17 protein-coding genes are annotated in these 12,829 nt (G+C 65.4%); 9 read left to right on the plus strand and 8 right to left on the minus strand.

Going from position 1 to position 12,829, the window contains the following annotated elements:
- Positions 1-63: 63 nt before the first annotated feature.
- Together NLI01S_RS09115 and NLI01S_RS09120 are read right to left on the minus strand one after the other, a co-directional pair.
- Positions 64-462: a VOC family protein gene (locus tag NLI01S_RS09115; protein ID WP_067602255.1), complete on the minus strand. Its 399-nt coding sequence runs from the start codon at positions 460-462 to the stop codon at positions 64-66.
- Positions 459-752 carry an ArsR/SmtB family transcription factor gene (locus NLI01S_RS09120; protein WP_067602258.1) on the minus strand — a complete coding sequence of 98 codons (294 nt, stop codon included), beginning with the start codon at positions 750-752 and terminating at the stop codon, positions 459-461. Before NLI01S_RS09120 ends, NLI01S_RS09115 begins: the two co-directional genes overlap by 4 nt.
- Before the next feature lie 245 nt (positions 753-997).
- Here NLI01S_RS09120 and NLI01S_RS09125 point away from each other — a divergent pair, with 245 nt between their 5' ends.
- The 3 genes from NLI01S_RS09125 (at position 998) to NLI01S_RS09135 (ending at position 3,172) form a co-directional block, all read left to right on the plus strand.
- Positions 998-1,663: a DUF433 domain-containing protein gene (locus NLI01S_RS09125; RefSeq protein WP_067602261.1), complete on the plus strand. Its 666-nt coding sequence runs from the start codon at positions 998-1,000 to the stop codon at positions 1,661-1,663.
- A 7-nt stretch (positions 1,664-1,670) separates the two neighbouring features.
- A complete protein-coding gene (locus NLI01S_RS09130) occupies positions 1,671-2,039 on the plus strand; it encodes a PIN-like domain-containing protein (RefSeq protein ID WP_157090990.1) in 369 nt (122 codons plus the stop codon).
- A gap of 92 nt (positions 2,040-2,131) precedes the next feature.
- Entirely contained in the window at positions 2,132-3,172 is a 1,041-nt protein-coding gene (locus NLI01S_RS09135) for a protein-L-isoaspartate O-methyltransferase family protein (RefSeq protein WP_067602382.1), read from the plus strand.
- A gap of 555 nt (positions 3,173-3,727) precedes the next feature.
- Here the strand turns inward: NLI01S_RS09135 and NLI01S_RS09140 are convergent.
- Positions 3,728-3,940 (minus strand): DUF397 domain-containing protein, encoded by a 213-nt coding sequence (locus NLI01S_RS09140; RefSeq protein WP_067602266.1) that lies wholly within the window; start codon positions 3,938-3,940, stop codon positions 3,728-3,730.
- Positions 3,937-4,800, minus strand: coding sequence for a helix-turn-helix domain-containing protein (locus NLI01S_RS09145; RefSeq protein ID WP_084392422.1), 864 nt, complete (start codon positions 4,798-4,800; stop codon positions 3,937-3,939). Before NLI01S_RS09145 ends, NLI01S_RS09140 begins: the two co-directional genes overlap by 4 nt.
- Before the next feature lie 220 nt (positions 4,801-5,020).
- Between NLI01S_RS09145 and NLI01S_RS09150 the strand changes: the two genes are divergently transcribed.
- On the plus strand, positions 5,021-5,563 hold the full coding sequence (locus tag NLI01S_RS09150; protein WP_067602269.1) for an ATP-binding protein: 543 nt from the start codon (positions 5,021-5,023) through the stop codon (positions 5,561-5,563).
- Positions 5,560-6,177: a hypothetical protein gene (locus NLI01S_RS09155; protein ID WP_067602271.1), complete on the plus strand. Its 618-nt coding sequence runs from the start codon at positions 5,560-5,562 to the stop codon at positions 6,175-6,177. The genes NLI01S_RS09150 and NLI01S_RS09155 overlap by 4 nt, the downstream gene beginning before the upstream one ends.
- Positions 6,178-6,244: 67 nt before the next feature.
- Here NLI01S_RS09155 and NLI01S_RS09160 read toward each other — a convergent pair whose 3' ends face one another.
- The 4 genes from NLI01S_RS09160 to NLI01S_RS09175 all read right to left on the minus strand — a co-directional run bounded on the left by NLI01S_RS09160 (position 6,245) and on the right by NLI01S_RS09175 (position 9,392).
- Positions 6,245-6,799, minus strand: coding sequence for an NUDIX hydrolase (locus tag NLI01S_RS09160; RefSeq protein WP_067602273.1), 555 nt, complete (start codon positions 6,797-6,799; stop codon positions 6,245-6,247).
- Complete coding sequence (locus NLI01S_RS09165; protein WP_067602275.1) at positions 6,796-7,923, minus strand: adenosylhomocysteinase; 1,128 nt, start codon at positions 7,921-7,923, stop codon at positions 6,796-6,798. Before NLI01S_RS09165 ends, NLI01S_RS09160 begins: the two co-directional genes overlap by 4 nt.
- A 117-nt stretch (positions 7,924-8,040) precedes the next feature.
- Positions 8,041-8,802: a GntR family transcriptional regulator gene (locus NLI01S_RS09170; RefSeq protein ID WP_067602277.1), complete on the minus strand. Its 762-nt coding sequence runs from the start codon at positions 8,800-8,802 to the stop codon at positions 8,041-8,043.
- Positions 8,803-8,804: 2 nt separating this feature from the next.
- The gene (locus NLI01S_RS09175) at positions 8,805-9,392 is read right to left on the minus strand and encodes a GntR family transcriptional regulator (RefSeq protein WP_307600946.1); all 588 of its coding nucleotides are present in this window, start codon (positions 9,390-9,392) and stop codon (positions 8,805-8,807) included.
- A 330-nt stretch (positions 9,393-9,722) separates the two neighbouring features.
- On the opposite strand from NLI01S_RS09175, the gene NLI01S_RS09180 reads away from it, so the two are divergent.
- Genes NLI01S_RS09180 through NLI01S_RS09195 form a run of 4 tightly spaced genes read left to right on the plus strand, consistent with a single transcriptional unit; the run spans position 9,723 to position 12,789 of the window.
- A complete protein-coding gene (locus NLI01S_RS09180; protein WP_067602386.1) occupies positions 9,723-10,172 on the plus strand; it encodes a helix-turn-helix domain-containing protein in 450 nt (149 codons plus the stop codon).
- A gap of 14 nt (positions 10,173-10,186) precedes the next feature.
- On the plus strand, positions 10,187-10,756 hold the full coding sequence (locus NLI01S_RS09185; protein WP_067602281.1) for a PIN domain-containing protein: 570 nt from the start codon (positions 10,187-10,189) through the stop codon (positions 10,754-10,756).
- Positions 10,757-10,805: 49 nt separating this feature from the next.
- Entirely contained in the window at positions 10,806-11,066 is a 261-nt protein-coding gene (locus tag NLI01S_RS09190; RefSeq protein ID WP_067602284.1) for an ABC-three component system middle component 6, read from the plus strand.
- Positions 11,056-12,789, plus strand: coding sequence for an ABC-three component system protein (locus tag NLI01S_RS09195; protein WP_067602287.1), 1,734 nt, complete (start codon positions 11,056-11,058; stop codon positions 12,787-12,789). The genes NLI01S_RS09190 and NLI01S_RS09195 overlap by 11 nt, the downstream gene beginning before the upstream one ends.
- The last annotated feature ends 40 nt before the right edge of the window (positions 12,790-12,829 follow it).

Here is a 12,829-nt window from a genome sequence, read left to right on the forward strand (position 1 = left end):
CGCAGTGGCCGACACATGACGGATGTCATGCGCCGGCCGGCGCGGTGGACCGTGTCACGGGAGCTACCGGAGCTGTTGGATCTGGATGAGGTTGCCGCAGGTGTCGTCCAGGACCGCGGTGGTGACCGGGCCCATCGTCAGGGGTTCCTGGGTGAAGCGCACGCCCAGTTTCCGCAGACGTTCGTACTCGGCACGGACGTCGTCGACCGCGAAGGCGGTGGCGGGGATGCCGTCCTGGACCAGGGCCTCCTTGTAGGGGCCCACCGCGGGGTGTCCGGAGGGTTCGAGGACCAGTTCGGTGCCCTCGGGGTCCTCGGGAGAGACCACGGTCAGCCACCGTTGTTCGTCCACGGGTTCGCCCAGTGGGATGTCGTGCTTCTTCACGAAGCCGAGCACGTTCGTGTAGAAGTCCAGGGCCTTGACCTGGCTGTCGACGAAGACGCTGTTCAGGTGGATCCTCATGGCGTGCCGTCCTTCGTGTCGGGCCCGATCCACCGCTCGGCGATGTGTCGCAGCGGTTCCGGGTCGATGTCGTGGAACTTGTAACGCCCCTCCCGGCGACTCCTGACGAGTCCGGCACCCTCCAACACGGCCAGGTGCTGGGAGACGGCCTGCCGGGACATGCCGAGCTGGTGCTTCATGGTCAGTCGTCCGCAGAGCTCGAACAGGGTCTGCCCGGATCGTTCGGTGAGCTCGTCGAGGATCGTCCGCCGGGTGGGGTCGGCCAAGGCCTTGAAGATGTCGTCGGCCATGCGGCCACTATGGGCAAGTAACTACTTGCCTATCAACCCGTGAACAGCCCCTTCTTGGCAAAGTTCGAGCGCGCCCGAGAATCTTCATGCGCGAACTGTATGGGGTTGTTTCCTGGTTTTCGCTGATAACGGGGACCGGAGATCGCTAGGTTGTCCCTCGACAGCCGAGGTGACGACACCCTGGTGCCGGGAACCCTTCCAGCCCAGGTGTAGGGGATGATGATCCGTGAGGGAAGGTGGTCGGTATGGACGACATCAGGTTCACCATGGGTGTGCTCAATGTTTCCGACGCCGCCCGCTACCTGGGGACTCCACGCTCGACGCTCAACGATTGGGTGGGTGGCGCGGATGGGGCCCACGGACTGGTGCACGCCCTTCCCTCGATACCGAACCAGTCGATGGCGACCATGCCCTTCATCGCCTTGGCCGAGGTTCATGTCCTGCGTGCCTTGCGTCGCGCCGGAGTGCGTCCGCATCGAATCCGGCCTGCTCTGGAACGGCTCAGGCAGGAGTTCGGGGAATACGTGCTGGTGGCGCGCGAGCTGGCCACCGATGGTGTGGATGTCCTGTGGGACTTCTCCCGGACTTCCCAGGGCGAAGGCATCGTCGAGGGCACGACGGGTCAGCACGTGATGCGCGAGATCATCCAGGACTACCTGAAGTACGTCATCTGGGAGGACGACGAGTATCCGGAGAGGCTGCGGCTGATGGATACCGGACGACACGAGGTCGTCATCGACCCGTATCGGTTCTTCGGGCAACCGTTCTTCACGGAGTCGGGGGTGCGTGTGGCCGATGTAGCGGGGATGCTCAAGGCCGACGAGTCCCCCGAGGCGGTCGCTGATGAGTTCGGGATCGACGTCGACTCCGTGCGAACCGCCGCACGCCTTGCTCTGGGCCAGGCCGCCTGAGTTCTACATGGACGAGAACGTGGCGGGTCGGACGACCCGCCGTTGCCTCACCGATCTTGGATATGTCGTCCACACACCCGCGGACCTGTACGGAAGCCGAGAGCTGGCTCAAGGGGCACGCGATGAGGACTGGCTCGCCAAGCTGAGGGGTCGTGACTGGGCGGCCATCAGCAAGGACGAGCACATTCTTCAACGTCCAACGGAGTTGGCGACTTACAAGGCCGCCAGGATCCACATGTTCCTGCTGCCCAACAACGTCCGACGCGATGCTCTCGTCGCCCTGCTCCACCAGAACCTCAGGGAGATCTGTGCCCGTGCGGTGGAGAAGCATCCGGGTGTCTGGCGCGTGGGGCGTCAGGGTCTCACGCAGCTGTGACGGGAGGGCATGCCCATCGGTGAACCCTCCGAGCCCGACCGTCCCTACCTCCTGCTCCAACGAACGTGAACACCGAACCCGAAAAGGACACGATGGGCGAGAACACGAACGTGACCGCCGCGCTCGCGGTCGTCGACGAGGACTACTACACGCTTCGGCCCGACGGGAGTCTCGTCACGCAGAGCACGGCGGCCTTCGCGATCGCCGAGACACTGGAGCGGTTGGATGTGCGCCCGGGGGCGCGGGTGCTGGAGGTCGGCACCGGTTCGGGCTTCTCCGGTGCCTTGTTGAGCGAACTCGTGGGGCCCACGGGACGTGTGGTGTCGGTGGACGTGGTGGCCGAACTCGGGGAGAGAGCGCGCGAACTGCACACGTCCCAAGGTCGAACCAACATCGATCTGTTCACCGGTGACGGGGCGCTGGGTGCTCCCGGGTACGGAGAGTTCGACCGGATCGTGGCCTGGACGACGCCCCGACTGCTTCCCGAGGCATGGGTGGAACAGGCCGTGCCCGGGGCGGTGGTTCTCACGCCGGTGGAGTTGGCGCCGAGCGTGCGCACCGCCGCGATCCTGCGCGCCCGGGTGGACTCGGGGCGAGGAGTGGAGGGCTTGGACCTGGTCGCGGGTCGCTACGTGGAGATGCACGCGGAGGAGTTGGGGCAGTGGTCGGTGCCTCCGCGCGGGGTGGATGCCCGGGTGGGGGAGGAAGGACGGGAGCTGTGGGTCTCCGCGCTTTGGGCTGAGAGGGACGGTGCGGCGGCAGGTCGCATGCTCAAGGTTCTGGTCGAATGCGGCACCACGCGAACCCGTGTCCTGGAGCCGGAGGAGTCGGCGGTGGACCTGGTCGCCTATCTCTATGCCCGCTACCCCGAAGACCTCAGCGTGCTGGGTCTGGGAGGCCCCGACTGGGGTGAGGGCCACGCGGATGAGAATGGGGCGGCGGTGTTCACCGCGGCCAACGACGGGTGTGTCGTTCACGGGGGCTCCCCGAGGGTGTTCGAGCGGATTCAGGGGTGGGTGAACGAGTGGCGCGGGGCGGGTCGCCCCGGCTACGCCGACCTGCGTCCGGTGCTCACCCGCGTTGATGGGGGATGGCGAGTCCGGGCCGAGTTCGAGGGCGATTCGGGAAGCTGATGGGTGCTGACCGATCCGGCGATCGCACCTTCGGCTCACAGCTCGTCGAGTCGTCACCGCGTCCGGGTCCAGTCCGATCAGGGGCCGTAGGAACAGCCCCAGGCCCCCATGCTCGGACCTGGCGTGTTCGATGTCGCCCTCGGTCCCGAACCGGCTGTCTAGGAACAGTGGGTGAAATGGTCGATGTCGACGCTGGTGAGCTGTTTGCCCCGCCGGAGTTTCTGCACGGACAGGTCGCCGCCGTGATCGTTCAGGTAGGTGCGGACCTTCGGCCCGGCTGAGTATGGACGTTGCCGTACTGAAGCATCTCAAGAAAGGCCGGGGGAGTTGTCGCAGGCTGCTTAAAACTCCAGTTCAAAGGTGTCTGAGGAACTGAAGCAGCTTCAATCGATCTTGCTCTTCAGATCGCCGGTAATCACGAAGATCAGCGTCGTGGGGCGCTACGACGGGACTGGCCTGGTTGCCTGAACCGACACCGAGCAGAGATCCGGACCTGTTCCCTGACCGTCGCGGGTGGGAGCAGATGCCCCACCCGCGACGCTCCGGGCGGCTTGGTCAGCCAAGGTCGCTCTTGGCGGTGTGGAGGAAGGCTTCCCACTCGCCACCGGAGAAGAAGAGCGCCCCGAGTTCGCGGTGCTTGGTGTCGCGGACCCCGGTGATCGGCCCTTCCGCGACCTCGACGCAGGCGCCTCGATCGTTCGTGTAGCTCGCCTTGTGCCAGGGGCCGGCGGGGATGAAGGATTCGTCGGTGGTCGTACTCGGAGTCATGACGGCCTTTTGTATTCGTCGATCAGCGTCTTGAGGAGGGTCTGCGACTCGGAGGTGGAGAGCGCGGACGCCTGTAGTTGGTCAAAAGCTATCTCGTGTTCCACGATGTCCGCTTGGTCCTCGAAGAACAACCCGTTCGGGGGAACATCCACGAACAGTGCTCGGTCGTTCTCCTCGAAGGTGAGCAGGGAGAACCCGTAGGTGCGGGACATGCCCACGGACGCCGGTAGTACCTGGATGTTGATCGAGGGGCGGGCCGAGAGGACCAACAAGTGGTCGAGCTGGGTGGCCATGACCTTGGGATCACCGATGACGCAGCGCAGGCAGGATTCGTCCAGGATCATCCAGATGCGGGGAGGTGTCTCCCGTTCCAGGACGTTCGCGTGGCGCTGCATGCGTGCTTCCACACGTCGCCTGCGCTCTTCCTGGTCCGGAACGAAGCCTCGGGCCATCATCGCCTCGATGTAGGCCGGATGCTGGAGCAGGCCGGGGATCAGGCCAACTGTGTACTCCTGGATCTTGGCCGCCTCATGTTCCAGGCCGTAGAAGGCGCCGATGCTGACGTCCTTGTACTGGAACCACCATGGCTTCTGCGTACGCGAGGCCTTGGCGATGTCGACCAGGTCCTCGCGTAGCTCATCGGTGGAGCCGTATAGGCGACACAGCTCGGAGACGTCGGCAGAGTTGAGACGGATGAACTTGCCGGTCTCGATTCGGATGATCTTCCCGGGGTCCCAGCCCATGCGTTTGGAGACTTCCTCCTGCGACAGCTTCGCTTGCGCGCGGAGCCGCTTGAGCTGGCTGACCAGATGGCGGCGGCGAACGGGGGAACCCTGGGCCACGGCTGTCTCCTCGTGCATGTAGTGAGTCTGTCCCCCATCATCCCAGCAATCGCAAAATACACTTTTCGGATATACCACTCTGGTTTTTTGCAAGACATGGATTTTTCGTCTCTGGTGTATCACCATAGAGCCAGTGGAGCTGGAGACCGCTTCCGCGCATGAAAAAGGCTCTGGCAGGTGCTGATGACACCCGCCAGAGCCAGGCCGACAACCAGCCCTCTAACCAGGAGTTGCCGACATGACCATTGTCCCTGAAAACCCCACGCCCGCCTACCCGGGCCGGCGCTGGCAGGCCCGCCACTACCCCGGAACCCGCTCCACCTGCACCCGCTTCCGGGCGGAACTGCGCTCTGACCTGCAAGCCCTCGCCGGGGTCCCCCGCGAGTTGCGCGAGGACATCGAGCTGTGCGCCGGCGAGGCCTTTGCCAACGCCGTCACCCACTCCCGCTCCCAGCGGCCCGGCGGCACGGTGGTCCGGTTGCTCTCCACCCCCATCGTCATGGGCCGCGAGACCACCCTGCGGTTGTCGGTCATCGACGACGGCCCCCTGGACGCCCGCCCGGTGTGCCCGCCGGTCCGAAGCTCCATCGAGGAATGGGAAGAGGCCGAGTCCGGGCGGGGCCTGCTGCTCATCCACCAACTCGCGAGCGAGTGGGGCACCCAGCGGTGGGCCGACCCCGCCCTGCCCGCCGTGCTCGGCACCGTGCTGTGGGCGGAGTTCACCTACCCCACCCCCACCGCTACGACCACGACCGTTTGCCTTTGCGGGGGTGGGCGATGAGCAACGCGACCATCCCCATGGACCTGCGCCGGGTCCTGGACGCACCACGAGGCCACCGGTTCAACCACACCCCACACCGCGCCGGAACCCGACCGGCTCCGAGCACCACCCCCCACCAGAGGCACGAACCGGCCCCTGATCGGCTCCCGCCGTTGGTCTCGCTGGGTCGTACCCCCAGGGAGCGCGCTCTCCTGGCCCAGATGCCCGACACTCCCGGACTCCGACGCCGGCTCGAACGTGGTGACCTGCCTGAATGGATGCGCCTCGCCGCCGCTCGCCGGGCCGAAGAACCCGACCGGCCCCAACCACTCCCGTGGTGGCACGACCAGGCACCCGACCGAACCCCCGAGCCGAACCCAGCCCCCGCGCCCACACCGGCCCCGGAACCGGTCCGGGAACCTGAGGAGGAAACCGAACCTGCCCGCCCGCTCTCGATCCCGCGCCCTCGCCGAGAACAGGCACCTCCTCCGCCACTGCCGCGCAGGTCCGACCGGCCCCGTCGCCCGGCGAGCCACCGCAAACCCCGCCGCCGCATCGGCCACCTCGTCACCGGCTACGCCCTGGCCGCACTGGCCGGCGCCGCCGCCCAACCCCTGATCACCCTCCTGAGCTGACCCACCACACCCACACGACCAGGCCGCACCGGGCACACGGGGCTCGGTGCGGCCAGGGTGGGACCGGTCAGAGCGCGGCCAGGTGCGGGGCCACCTTCGCGGTCAGACGTTCGGAGGGCAGATCGGCCGGTGAGCGCCAGGCGTGGTCACCGACCTCCTCGGCCTGAAGACGGACCTCGGTCTCCTCGGTCCGGTACAGGTAGCGGAAGTCGAAGTGCCAGTGTTCGGGTTCGCCCTTGGCCGGGTTCTCCGGGATTCGGTGGATGTCCAGGTCCAAGGGGATGAGTGCGTCGACGGCCGTGACCTTCTCCGGGGCCAGTCCGGTCTCCTCGGTCAGCTCGCGCAGCGCCGCTTCCTGAAGATCACCGTCTTCCGGTTCCAGGTGGCCACCGGGCAACAACCAGGTGCGCAGTGCGTTGTGGTGGATCAGCAGGACCCGGCCCTGCGGTCCGAGGACGACCGCGCCCGCTGTCGCGTGTCCTATGCGGAACTCCTTACGGGAGGAGAGTTCGTGGTCGTCTTCCAGGGCCTGTTCCAGCAGGTGGGTGCTCTCGGCCTCTTCCGGGAACCGGTCCAGGTAGTGGGTCAAGACGCTTCGGGTGTGGGAGTTCGGAATGCTCACAGTGCTCCAGTGAAGTGGGCGAGCCAGTCGGCCGCAATCGATTCGCGCAGGTTCGAGGGAAGTTCGTGGTGGCCCGCCTCATGTTCGTGCTCGGCCAGGAGGGCCACCGCCGCCAGGATCTCGGCCTGGACCAGGAAGATGAACGTCCCCACGCTGGCACCGTGTAGGAAGTTCACCGCGTTGCCATCGTTGAGAACGTAGAAGTAGTGACCGGTTCGGGAATAGCGGACGACGCTTGGGCCCGTCTCCTCCCGTGTGTAGGCGGCTTGGATCGCGGCGAGTTCCATCTCGTCATCGGAGGAGGTCACCGAAGCGATGTAGGCACCGTTGGGGATGCGTTCGAAATCCGAGCGCCGCAGAGCGAGGTTGCCGGTCGCGCCGATCACGATTCCTGCTCCCCGCAAGGCCTCGTGCAGAGTGGGAGCGGTGTGAAAACCCTGAGAAAGGGCGTGGGTGAGCTTGATCGGGTCGCTGTCGTAGACGGTCACCCTGACGTTGCGCGCGTGCAGCATGTGCGCGACCGAAGAACCCAGCTTGCCGAAACCGATGACGGTCGCTCCACGGCCGTAGAGGATGTCGCCGCGTGAGCGGATCAGGGCTTCGGTCGAGAAGACCACGGACTGTCCCACGAGGAAGTCTTCCGGGGTCTTGAGCGGAGAACGGGCGACACTGTAGATCGGGCATGGTGGCTTGTCATGCTCCAGGTAACGCCGGTGTCCGTTCTCGGTGTCCTCCACCACCCCCAGGATGCGTCCAGAGAATCGGTCGCACAGTTGGGGAAGCGCCGGTGCGAAGTATCCGCCCACGTCGAGCAGGACCAGCTGCTCACCTGGAGCCCTGGATTCGAGATAGGCGAGAGCCTTGTCGGGTGAAACGAACGCCATGCGATCCAACCGGTCACAGTGCCAACGCTCGCTCACTTCATCACGGGCCGAGATGTCGATGCTCTTGGGCTTGGGAAGTACGGCACGCAGTTCGGTGATGCGTGCGAGCGCCTCCAGGAAGATCGGGCGTTCGGGCAGAAGGTGGGTGATCGCCACGGAACCGGGTTTGCTCTCAGATGCGGTACCCGTGATCGTCTGGGCGAAGTAGTCGCTGATCCTCGTGCGTTCGAAGTCTTCCAATACAGCGCGGCTCCTGGGATAGGGGGTCGTCCCAGAAGGGTTCTACCTATCTACCTTGCTACGTAAACCATCAAGGTTGTGCGGTCGTGGAAAGGTCCGTTCAGGGAGGGTCCGGGGTCAGGGGACGTCGTTGCGGTACACCAACTCGAATCGGTGACCGGCCTTGACCAGTACACAGACCTCCACGGGGCGGCCCTCATCGGAGTAGACGGTGCGCAAGGTCCTCAGGACCGGAACGTCCTCAGGTAGTTCCAGCGCCTCGAACTCCTCGGTGGTCGAGAGACGGACCGACACACGATCGATGTGCTCCCGTGGAGGGAAGCCTAGTTCGGTGAGTAGAGCCGGAGACCCACCACGTATGCGGGCCCTACGTTCCAAAGGGGTGCCTTCGGCGATGCTCAGTGGGTAGTAGTTCCAGACGAGTTCGGCCGGCTCACCGTCCAAGAACAGCAGTTGGTGGCGGAGCAGGACGCTTTCGCCGGGTTCCAGTGCGAGGGCTTCCGTGATCTGGGCAGGTGGATCGACCCGGTCGACTCGCAGGAGAGTCGTCGAACCCTTCTGGCCTCGTTCCCTGGCGCGGCCCAACCACGGGTGAGTCCCACCCTGTTCTGGTGGCCCGAGGTAGGAGGAGACCTGGATACCCAGGGGTGACTCGGTTCGGACGAACACCCCGACGCCTGGTTTCCCGAAGACGAACCCCTCTGTCTTGAGTACCTGGAGCGTGCGCTGCACGGTCTGACCGGTGACCTCGTAGCGGGTCATGAGCTGTTGGGTGGTGGGCAGACGTTTCCCGGGCGGTAGATCACCGGACATGATCGCGGCGCGTAGCTCTGCGGCGATCTGCTGGTGTCTGGGTCGGGTGTCTTCGTTGCGTGCCATCTCTACTCGACAATCCAGCGGTAACGAAGGTGGCGCCCCTCAGGACGCATGACCATGTGGGACATCTCGAAAGGACGGCCCTTGTCGTCCCGAGTGACTCGGACGAGTACGAGGGCGGGGCTGTCGGCGGGGAGAGCCAAAGTGTTCGCTTCCGCCTCACTTACGGGGCGTGCGGACACGTCTTCAAAGACCTCGTGTGCCACGTACCCGAGGCCGGCCAGCAGGGTGGGCGCGCCGCCCCGCACCTTGCGCTCCTGTGCCAGAGCCGTGCCCGAGGCCACGGCCAGGGGATAGTAGGAGTCCGTGAGTTCGACGGGGATATCGTCGAAGAGCATCAACCTGCGACGCACCACCACCCGTTGCGCCCCGAGGGCTTCGGCGACCTCAGTGGGAGCGTCGATTTCTCGCACTTCCAGCAGGTGCTGAGTGGCGCGGCGGCCCTGTGCACTCCAAGGGTCGGTAGCACCGGGAGGCCGGGCCTTCACGTAGGCGGCAGAGTCATCGTTGGGGCCTGAGGGCTGCATGGCGCCTCCGCTTGGGGGCCTTGGTTCCTGAGGTGGCAAGGGCGTATGCATGGCCACTGTACGCATCAGGGGCCCCGTGCGATCGAAGGGTCCGGCTCTCTCGTGGTCGGTGTTCGGGGAGTAAGCGGGTTCCGATGAGGAAGCCGAAGCCGCCAGCCCGCTATCGATCCCGTACTCCGACGGGAACAGGTCCCGCGCCCACCGTTCCCGCGCCGATCGGACCGGCCGCGCCGCCCGGCGCCGCCACCCAACCCCTGATCACCCTCCTGAGCTGACCCAACCGGTCCCGCCCCAAGGCCGCACCGGCAGTGCGGGCCGGTGCGGCTGTGCTTCCCACCTGCACACCCGGCGAGTATCGGTTACACTTATTTCAGATGCTGTGACGGGGAGGACATGATGGCCCGAGCCGGCCTGCTCAGTGACGCACCCAGAATCGAGCCCGACGCCGATGACCGCGCCGCCGCCCGGGAACTCCTTCAAGGGGTCGGCGAGGAATCGCGGTTGACCCTGAAGCTCCCCGACGGGAGCGAGTTCGCGCTTCCCGACGCGTTGGTCAAGGCCCTGCTCGCCCTGGCCGGTGAGATCTCGGTCGGACACGCGGTCCGCCTGTTGCCCTCCGAGACCACACTGACCCCTGCGGAAACCGCGAAGATGCTGGGCCTGTCGCGACCGTTCATCGTTCGCCTGCTGGACGAGGGAACCATCCCGTCGAAGCACCTGCCCGGTAGCCGCCATCGTGTGGTCCGGTTGGAAGACGTTCTGGAGTTTCAGGCCAAGCGGGAGAGGCGCAGGGAAGGGAGACGGAAGATCGTTGACGCAGTCGAGTCCGCCGATCTCCCGTACTGAATGACAGGTCACGCATGCCGCGTGTGTTCGCCGACACCAATGTGCTCTTCCCCTTCTCGATCATGGACCTGCTCTTGGCCCTGACCGAGGACATGGTCCACGAGATCATCTGGACGGAGAGACTCCTGGCGGAATGGCAGCGAGTCATCGTGCGCGAGCAGCGACGCTCACCCGCTTCGGCGGAAGCGATCACCTGCGCGATCAGGGAGTACTTTCCCGAAGGCCGTGTACCCGAGCAGGAGTACGCACACCTGACTTCGACCATGCCGGGCGAAGATCCGGATGACCGTCACCACATGGCGGCGGCCTTGGTGGGGCGGGCGCGCGTCATCCTCACCTGGAACCTGGCCGACTTCCCACAGGCCTCTTTGGCCGAGCTCGGGTTGAGAGTCACCGATCCCGACACCTACCTCTGCGAGTTGTTCGAGGAACTGCCGGAGGAGATCACGAGGACGGTAGTGCGCATGGCTGCCGAGAAGCGCCGCCCACCCCAGACCCCGGAAGATCTCGCCGGTGTCTTGAACAAGGCAGGGGCGCCGGAATTCGCGGAACGGCTCAGGCTCAGAGTGGCCAACGGTTCCTGAGTCAACGTTCTCCGCTCGACCTCGGGCCGACCCTTCAAGGGGGACCGACGTGATCGCACCGACCAGGGACATCGCGCCGCAACAGGCGTTGTTGACCGTGGGCGCCCAGATCCTGATGGCGAGTGAACGTCAGAGCATCACCGTCGACCAGGCGTGGCGTCGGCTCCAGAAGTGGCGCTCCGACCACGACCACAACGCTCCCGTGCCGTTCTGGTGGTTCGTCCTGGCTCTCGACGTTCTCTACGCCCTGGGAACGGTGGAGTTGCGTGAGGACGTCCTCGTCTTCGGAAAGGTCTCGGATGCTACGTGAACTGAAGGCGAGTGATCCCCGGTTCCGCGCGATCTCCTTCCGCCCCGGACTCAACCTCTTGGTCGCGGACCGAACCACCGCTTCCACCGATGACCAGAGCCGCAACGCGGTCGGTAAGACCAGCATGGTGGAACTGCTCCACTTCCTGCTGGGGGCGGACAAGACGCCGCTGGTCACTCGTGGGGAGAACAAGGAAACCACGTTCGAGCTCATCCTGGACTGGTCCGAACCCGTGGGCCGACTCAGTGTTCGCCGCTCCGGTGGTGACCCGAGGAAGGTCCACCTCGACCCGGACATCCTCGGTCACGATCCCGAGGTGCTCTTCCAAAGAGCTGGAGAGGCCGGGACGAAGGAGTGGAGGAACGCTCTTGAACGAGGCCTGTTCGGGATCAGGGACTCCGGCAAGACCTTGAGCGGCAGAATCCTCCTCGGCTTCTACCTGCGCAGAACCGAGAAGAACGGTTTCGCCGACACTCTCAAACCCAACCCGCAGACCTCCCGGCACTTGGCCACCGCGAACCTGTGCTATCTGCTGGGCATGGACTGGGCGTTGGCCGCTCGCTACGGCGAACTCTCCGAGAGGGAACAGACCCGAGGGAAACTCGCGCAGGCCACCAACGATCCGGTGTGGAAGGACATCGTCGGCAAGCCCGGCGACCTGCGCGGTCAACTCATCGTCATCGAGCGTCGTATCGCCGATCTCAAGGCACAGATCTCCGGCTTCCAGGTCGTTCCGGAGTACGAGGAGATCCGCCGAGAAGCGGAGCGGGTGAATGCTCGTATCCGTCGGTTGCGCGAGACGGACGTGATCGGGCGAAGGAACCTCGCGGACATCGAACGTTCCATCGAGGAGGCCGGAGACCCCGGTCATGACTACCTCGAAGGCGCCTACCAGGAGATGGGGGTGCTCCTTGGGGACCAGGTGCGGGCCAGGTTCGACCAGGTGGAGGAGTTCCATCGAGCGGTCGTACGCAACCGGCGACGATACCTGGACGAGGAAGCCGCCGACCTGCGGGAGAAGCTCGCTTCGAGTGAGAGGGAACGTGAAGCTCTCGGCGAGAGGCAGGCCGCGCTTCTGCGCACCTTGAACGAGGGCGGAGCACTGGACACCCTGACGGTGATGCAGGGGGCGCTCGCCAAGGAGGAGGCGCAACGGGAGTACCTCCAGAGCAGGCTCAACGCCGCGAGAACGCTGGAACAGAGTCGCCGGCAACTCGACCAGGAGAAGGCCGCCCTGGAGGACGAGGTTCAGAGCGACATCGAGGCCAGGGAAGAGCAGGAGCAACAGGCGAGCCTGTTGTTCAACCGATTCGCCGAGTACCTGTACGGCGACGCCCGTGCACCGTTTTTGACCTTTCAAGCCAGGCGCAGTCACCTGGAGATCGAGCTCAAGCTCGAAGCCGACGACAGCACCGGTATCTCCAACATGAAGATGTTCTGCTTCGATCTGACCTGGGCCGTGATCGCGCACCGGGCCGGACGAGGGCCCGACTTCCTCGTGCACGACAGCAAGATCTACGACGGGGTGGACGAACGGCAAGTGGCCCGAGCGTTGGAGCTGGCCGCCACGGTCACCCGTGAAGAGGGCATGCAGTACATCGTCACCATGAACTCCGATGATCTGGCCAAGGCGGAGCGAATGGGGTTCGACGCCACGCCGTACGTCATCGCGCCGAGGCTGGACGACTCCGAGACCGGTGGGCTCTTCGGGTTCCGGTTCTGACCGGCGAGCGGAGAGGTAGGTGGATCGGAGCCCGGCCGGG

It is taken from the genome of Nocardiopsis listeri NBRC 13360, assembly GCF_001570765.1.
In the GTDB taxonomy this organism is placed as follows: Bacteria; Actinomycetota; Actinomycetes; order Streptosporangiales; family Streptosporangiaceae; genus Nocardiopsis; species Nocardiopsis listeri.

What these genes read in the sequence shown, in the direction of transcription:
- NLI01S_RS09115 (WP_067602255.1), bottom strand. Translation starts at nt 462, where the DNA reads ATGAGGATCCACCTGAACAGCGTCTTCGTCGACAGCCAGGTCAAGGCC.
- NLI01S_RS09120 (WP_067602258.1), bottom strand. Translation starts at nt 752, where the DNA reads ATGGCCGACGACATCTTCAAGGCCTTGGCCGACCCCACCCGGCGGACG.
- NLI01S_RS09125 (WP_067602261.1), top strand. Translation starts at nt 998, where the DNA reads ATGGACGACATCAGGTTCACCATGGGTGTGCTCAATGTTTCCGACGCC.
- NLI01S_RS09130 (WP_157090990.1), top strand. Translation starts at nt 1,671, where the DNA reads ATGGACGAGAACGTGGCGGGTCGGACGACCCGCCGTTGCCTCACCGAT.
- NLI01S_RS09135 (WP_067602382.1), top strand. Translation starts at nt 2,132, where the DNA reads ATGGGCGAGAACACGAACGTGACCGCCGCGCTCGCGGTCGTCGACGAG.
- NLI01S_RS09140 (WP_067602266.1), bottom strand. Translation starts at nt 3,940, where the DNA reads ATGACTCCGAGTACGACCACCGACGAATCCTTCATCCCCGCCGGCCCC.
- NLI01S_RS09145 (WP_084392422.1), bottom strand. Translation starts at nt 4,800, where the DNA reads ATGCACGAGGAGACAGCCGTGGCCCAGGGTTCCCCCGTTCGCCGCCGC.
- NLI01S_RS09150 (WP_067602269.1), top strand. Translation starts at nt 5,021, where the DNA reads ATGACCATTGTCCCTGAAAACCCCACGCCCGCCTACCCGGGCCGGCGC.
- NLI01S_RS09155 (WP_067602271.1), top strand. Translation starts at nt 5,560, where the DNA reads ATGAGCAACGCGACCATCCCCATGGACCTGCGCCGGGTCCTGGACGCA.
- NLI01S_RS09170 (WP_067602277.1), bottom strand. Translation starts at nt 8,802, where the DNA reads ATGGCACGCAACGAAGACACCCGACCCAGACACCAGCAGATCGCCGCA.
- NLI01S_RS09175 (WP_307600946.1), bottom strand. Translation starts at nt 9,392, where the DNA reads ATGCGTACAGTGGCCATGCATACGCCCTTGCCACCTCAGGAACCAAGG.
- NLI01S_RS09180 (WP_067602386.1), top strand. Translation starts at nt 9,723, where the DNA reads ATGGCCCGAGCCGGCCTGCTCAGTGACGCACCCAGAATCGAGCCCGAC.
- NLI01S_RS09185 (WP_067602281.1), top strand. Translation starts at nt 10,187, where the DNA reads ATGCCGCGTGTGTTCGCCGACACCAATGTGCTCTTCCCCTTCTCGATC.
- NLI01S_RS09195 (WP_067602287.1), top strand. Translation starts at nt 11,056, where the DNA reads ATGCTACGTGAACTGAAGGCGAGTGATCCCCGGTTCCGCGCGATCTCC.